The 5,315-nt window shown below is 32.6% G+C and carries 9 protein-coding genes; 3 read left to right on the forward strand and 6 right to left on the reverse strand.

What is annotated here, in order from left to right:
- The first annotated feature begins 234 nt into the window (after positions 1-234).
- The 3 genes from AC3WOM_RS26395 to AC3WOM_RS26405 all read left to right on the forward strand — a co-directional run bounded on the left by AC3WOM_RS26395 (position 235) and on the right by AC3WOM_RS26405 (position 766).
- Positions 235-339, forward strand: coding sequence for a YjcZ family sporulation protein (locus AC3WOM_RS26395; protein WP_492449089.1), 105 nt, complete (start codon positions 235-237; stop codon positions 337-339).
- A gap of 142 nt (positions 340-481) precedes the next feature.
- On the forward strand, positions 482-541 hold the full coding sequence (locus tag AC3WOM_RS26400; protein WP_492449104.1) for a YjcZ family sporulation protein: 60 nt from the start codon (positions 482-484) through the stop codon (positions 539-541).
- A 30-nt stretch (positions 542-571) separates the two neighbouring features.
- Positions 572-766 (forward strand): hypothetical protein, encoded by a 195-nt coding sequence (locus AC3WOM_RS26405; protein WP_427549095.1) that lies wholly within the window; start codon positions 572-574, stop codon positions 764-766.
- A gap of 194 nt (positions 767-960) precedes the next feature.
- Here the strand turns inward: AC3WOM_RS26405 and AC3WOM_RS26410 are convergent, their stop codons facing one another.
- The 6 genes from AC3WOM_RS26410 to AC3WOM_RS26435 all read right to left on the reverse strand — a co-directional run bounded on the left by AC3WOM_RS26410 (position 961) and on the right by AC3WOM_RS26435 (position 5,007).
- The gene (locus tag AC3WOM_RS26410) at positions 961-1,284 is read right to left on the reverse strand and encodes an aegerolysin family protein (RefSeq protein ID WP_492449107.1); all 324 of its coding nucleotides are present in this window, start codon (positions 1,282-1,284) and stop codon (positions 961-963) included.
- A 616-nt stretch (positions 1,285-1,900) separates the two neighbouring features.
- Positions 1,901-2,236: a DeoR family transcriptional regulator gene (locus tag AC3WOM_RS26415; protein WP_427549091.1), complete on the reverse strand. Its 336-nt coding sequence runs from the start codon at positions 2,234-2,236 to the stop codon at positions 1,901-1,903.
- A 588-nt stretch (positions 2,237-2,824) separates the two neighbouring features.
- Positions 2,825-3,304, reverse strand: coding sequence for a hypothetical protein (locus AC3WOM_RS26420; RefSeq protein WP_492449093.1), 480 nt, complete (start codon positions 3,302-3,304; stop codon positions 2,825-2,827).
- Between the two features lie 92 nt (positions 3,305-3,396).
- Positions 3,397-3,585, reverse strand: coding sequence for a hypothetical protein (locus AC3WOM_RS26425; RefSeq protein WP_492449095.1), 189 nt, complete (start codon positions 3,583-3,585; stop codon positions 3,397-3,399).
- 17 nt (positions 3,586-3,602) lie between these two features.
- Complete coding sequence (locus AC3WOM_RS26430; RefSeq protein WP_492449098.1) at positions 3,603-4,208, reverse strand: hypothetical protein; 606 nt, start codon at positions 4,206-4,208, stop codon at positions 3,603-3,605.
- Positions 4,201-5,007 (reverse strand): hypothetical protein, encoded by an 807-nt coding sequence (locus tag AC3WOM_RS26435; RefSeq protein WP_492449101.1) that lies wholly within the window; start codon positions 5,005-5,007, stop codon positions 4,201-4,203. Before AC3WOM_RS26435 ends, AC3WOM_RS26430 begins: the two co-directional genes overlap by 8 nt.
- Between the last annotated feature and the right edge of the window lie 308 nt (positions 5,008-5,315).

A 5,315-nucleotide genomic window follows, 5' to 3' on the forward strand; every position in this document is an offset into this window, starting at 1 on the left:
GGAACGGAAATCACCTTCATTTGACTTAGTAGTGTTCACAAAGAGTCCCTTGACCATTTAGTTTTTCAACACTATGAGGTCACTTTTACAAGAGTGACCTTTTTTTAATTCTCTTGATATATAACAAAGATATTTATTTTTTTAAATAAATTTATTAAGTAGATATTTATCGCAGTTCATTTTATCAACCACTCATATTATAGATAATAGATTATAGAAAGGAGGGAAATCATAATGTCTGAATATGGCGGTGGTTATGGATTTGGCTCATCATTTGCTCTAATTGTTGTTCTATTCATTCTTTTAATTATTGTCGGCGTTAGTTTCATTAAATATTAAATCCAATACCGCTCCTAGTGCTCATAATTATTAGGGTAAAATATAATTATCCTTTACACCTTCAAATCTTAATTAAGGGTCACTCTCCTCCGTGTGACCCTTTTAATTTTCCCTTACGTGATTTGATCTGTGAGAAGTAACGATAACTTTTTTTGCATTAATTGTTGTATTGTTTGTTCTACTCATTATTGTAGGAACCTAAGTAAAATTCGCTTCTGAAAGGAGGGTTACTATGCATCAACTATGTAGACACCAAGGTCAGGCTGTAGAAGTCAGAGATATTCATGGAAGAGTTCATAGAGGAGTACTAGTAGGAGTTGATCCAGCAAGAGGAATTTCTATGCGGTCAGGCTTTAGAACCTTTTTCATTCCCTTCTTTTTAATTGCAGCTATTTTTCTCATAAGTATTGGACTACGTATCTTCTAAGAAAGAACAAGTGAATATAAAGATATCAAAAAAATAGAAGTAAACGCGCGATTCTGGAATAAAATTAATTAAAAAAGGGTTTATAGCTACTCTTTTTTGGTTTTTTCTTCAGATACAGAGGAATTACAAGGTGAATAAACACAAAAAGACCAGCTCAGCTAAAAAACAGCTTTGCTGGTTTTTTTAATAATCGTTTATTTATTGGAAATTATATAAGTCACTTCGCAAGAATCTCCACTACCACCAATGGCCCTAGCTTGAGTAGTTGGTGACGAACTATGTGCACTGGAATCGTTAGAACCTACATAAGGATTATCAAAATACAGAGCTATTTCACCATCAGGCACTTTATAAAAAATAGTACCTTCAACACCTGTCATAAAACCATCGGAATCTGCTCTGAATTTCTCATCACCGCCTGCTGGAACATTGGTAGGTGTGGATACCCATTCCCCATGTGCGAGATTAGTTTTGCTTTCCAATTGCAACTCATTTTTTGAAATGTTAATAACTTCAATATGAACTTCATCTCAATTATAACCCAATTAATGGAAAAAAGTAATTTTTTAGTTTTACATTTTCTGTCATTATTCGACTTCTCTAATAAGTTATTCAAAATCAATAAACTCCTAAAAAATGGGCTAAAGAAAAACATTCTTCCCAATAATTAGAAAAAACCCAGGTTCAAAATTAATTGAGTACCTAGGTTTTATAAAATAAGAGAATCAACATTTATAAAATACCACTTCACTCTATACAACTTCTGAACAAATGTATTATTTACCTCGTCTTTGTTGAATCGTAATATACAAGCCAATTAAGCGATCAGTGGTCACTGTACCATTCTTTATGCGATTCCTGAATAATACCAGCTTTAACCACCTGTGCAATAAAGTTTTCAACTGGTGAACTTGGACTCCACATAAAATACACCTACCGATAAAGTTGAACTTCCTCTACTTTGTATTCTACCGTATACCGTTGAAACGTCTGCCCTTTTTTAGCCATGAAAAATCCCCTCCAGTTCACCGTGAAAGGTCCATTATAACAATGGGCTTTTTCACACTGTCAACCTAAAGGGGATAATATCATTTCTCTGGTTTTAATTTGAGATTTAAAAGTGAGGAATTATTCTTATTCCCTATATACTGCATAAACGGTAATCGTGAAATCTGAACTTGCGCCCCTAGGATTCCCTATATAAAGGTAACCACTTGAGACTACTTGTGTATACATACCGTCTTGTACATTAGTTAAGACGGTATGGTCGCTACCCCGTCTGTCTTCCGCTACATCAAACTCAATGGATTCCTGATTAGGAGTCCCATCCGCTATCTCCCAATACAGGTTCTTCGTACCTGCTGGCAAGTTCAATGTTGAAAAATCTCCACTAGATCGCCAATTTTGACCTGGTTGTGGCTTATTAGATGATATAACTGTTGATACTCTCTCCTTAACTTCCTTAACCATTTTTAAAAACCCCTTTTCGTAAAAGTTTTTTAATCTAATCACCATACACAAAAAATCAAAATTACATTAAATCCCTACTTATGATTTTTCTGGTATAGTGGTTTAAGTATAACAACCATACCTATACAAAAACATAACATTTACATTTTATAGATAAATTATATATTTTTGTAATCTTATCATGTTATATGTTGATAATTACTCATCAAATTGTAAGGAATAAAAAACATTTAACGTGAATATGTAAGAGAGTAGAAAAACATATCGAACAATAATTATATGAATAACTCAAAAAAACCCAGGAACTCATTTATTTTGAGCCTGGTATTTAGTATTTTTATGATTAAATTCAACAGGTACCGTCCTAATTCCGATTCTTTTTATCATTTCTACGCTGTTGAATAGTAATGTACAGACCAATTAAACGATCAGTGGTCATTGTACCATTCTGCAAATCCTTTAAGTGCGATTCCTAAATAATACCATCTTTCTGAACACTTCCTTTTTCAAAATAAAAAGGACTCTTATTGACGTATCCTTTCAAATTCCCAAGCGTTCGGGAAAATAAAGCACCCTCAACTGAGTGTGCTATAGTGTATCTAAACTTTTTACAACTTTAAGTAGTATATCTTCATTTTTTTCAAAAAATGATTCTGATACTTCTGCGTTTACATTATAAATAACATCATTGTCAATAAAGACTAATTCATAATGTACCTTTTCATCTAATTTTCCTAGTATAAGATCTGCACTCTTACCATTATCCAAAGTTATTCTCTGAATATCGAATCCAAAATTTCTAGCACTTTCATAAGGGTCAGATATCTCTTCCATATAATGTGATGCGTAGGTGAGAATATGTACATCTGGATTTCCAACATACAAATTAATACCATCTTCATTATCTGACTCTTCTCCAATATGCCAGTCAGGCGGATAGTTCACTGAAAAGCCAAATTTTGAATTAAGGTATTTTTCCCACTCAACACTTTTAATTTTGGTTTTGTCGTCACTACATGCAACAAGACAGGTAATAATAAAAATAAAAGACAAAAATTTCTTAAGCATTTTAATTCTCCATTTTTTAGTGTTTTCATTTATTTATTCTACAGAAAACAGCGTAAACCTGCTAAATATGACAATAAAAAATAACGCTAAGCCTATGCTTGCGTTCCTGCGTCGTCTACTGGCAATACACTAATGATTATATGTTTATTAATGATTGCCCCACTATTGTTCAAAAAGTTTATCTTTTGATCATTTAATGTTGCCGTGAATACACCTGCATCAAACTCAGCATTTTTTAAGTTAATTACCTGCCCATTGTTTAATTGTACTTGATAATTCATAGTTATCATTCTCCATATTATGCTTTAATTTCTATATATCCTACTTGACCACTTTCTGTGTGAACATAAAGTCGACCACCTGAAGCACCGCCAGAAGCACCATTCCAATCTAATCGCATTCCACTTGTATTGGTTAATAATACTGAGCGACCACCTACAAATAAGTAACCAGAAGGAACACTTACACCGTTTACAGCAATTAAAACGATAGAATCATCTCTATCTCCTCTGATAGCCATACCTTTAGCTGAGTCGCCAAAAATAATCTCGTATTCGCCATCATATTTATCACCTATTGTTAGATAGTTTCCTACTTTAATATTGTCAGTAACATCTATACTTGTAGCACCAGAAATAGTACCTCTAACCATTACTGCACCATTAAGGTTTATCTTATTAGCATTAATTGTCGCAACACCTGGACTCAAATTAATATCAGTAATAGAGCCACCTTTGTCTACTTTTAAATTGATACTATTTTGCATTACATTTATAGCAGATTTAGTGTCTCTATCTAAATTAGAAACAGCTATTTCAATTCTTCCGGCTCTCACGTCAATTGCAGAAACTTCATTTGTGATACGATTATTTACAGATAAATTAATATTATCAGCTTTAAGCAATGGAAGTATTGATATGTTCTACTTCTAACGTTATACGATTATCCGTTTTCTTTATTTCGCTTCTAAATTCACCTTGCAATTTATCTTTAGTTACTTCAATTTCTTCTTTTAATTCACCTTTTGTTTCATCAATATATTCGTTGGTGTCGCCTATTTTTTCTTCTTGGTTGGCAAGTGTATCTTCTATTGACTTCGGAAGTGAATTCCCGAAAAAGACACTAGATGTTATTAAAATTGGTTGTATCTTCTTGTAGTACAATAGAAGAAATATTGTGCTTATAACGATATTGATAGTCGTAATTGCCACCAATCTCCTTAGCAAAATACAGTTGCTTATTAGGCAAAATTTAAAATTCGCACTCATGGTACTTGCATATTTTTGTACTAATTTAATAACGTTATCATTTCCAAATGAACGTATATAATTTGTGATATTTGCGATATTTGCATCTGCTGTAAATGTCCACCATGTACCTTGTAAAGCAAAATTAATGTGATTATTTAAAGTGTGATTACCCTCAAATATGCCATGCCTATATGTTTTTAAATGGTCATAAAAAATACTTAATGCCGTTACCGATTTGCTATAAACATTGTCAGCAAAAACCTTCACACGAAAATCGTTACCATCCAAAGTGATGATTGATTCAGACTTTAGTAGTTCGTAACCAGGATTATTTTTACTAGGAAAACAAGAAAACGATACTGTAAAAGTACCGTCTACTATTTGTTCCATTTTAAAGTCTGTGCCGATTTTTATTAAAGGTTCAACCTGTGATCCGTCCGTAACAGTAAGCAAGTAACCACCTTCTTTCTAATAAAAATACGCCACTCGTTTTTGAGTGACGCAACTGTTCATATGAAATTAAAAAGGGAGTGTTTTGAAAATATACGAGCCTTGCTACATCTAGTATAGTAAGGCTCTTTAAAGTTGATGAATTTCTAATACATTTAAAAGGTATTTGTACTTAAAATTCTTTAATAAAGTTGTTTGATTCTTATTAAACTAAAGCCTTCTGTTAGTTTAAATAGTGGAATGTCAACACTAATTTGAACAAATCCTTTAAGGGCGATTTTGTTATGAAGTGGCTTGACATGGAGCCTCTA

It is taken from the genome of Lysinibacillus sp. FW301-JW8 (assembly GCF_058788755.1).

Coding starts and splice junctions, on each gene's coding strand:
- AC3WOM_RS26405 (WP_427549095.1), top strand. CDS start 572: ATGCATCAACTATGTAGACACCAAGGTCAGGCTGTAGAAGTCAGAGAT.
- AC3WOM_RS26395 (WP_492449089.1), top strand. CDS start 235: ATGTCTGAATATGGCGGTGGTTATGGATTTGGCTCATCATTTGCTCTA.
- AC3WOM_RS26425 (WP_492449095.1), bottom strand. CDS start 3,585: ATGAATTATCAAGTACAATTAAACAATGGGCAGGTAATTAACTTAAAA.
- AC3WOM_RS26420 (WP_492449093.1), bottom strand. CDS start 3,304: ATGCTTAAGAAATTTTTGTCTTTTATTTTTATTATTACCTGTCTTGTT.
- AC3WOM_RS26415 (WP_427549091.1), bottom strand. CDS start 2,236: ATGGTTAAGGAAGTTAAGGAGAGAGTATCAACAGTTATATCATCTAAT.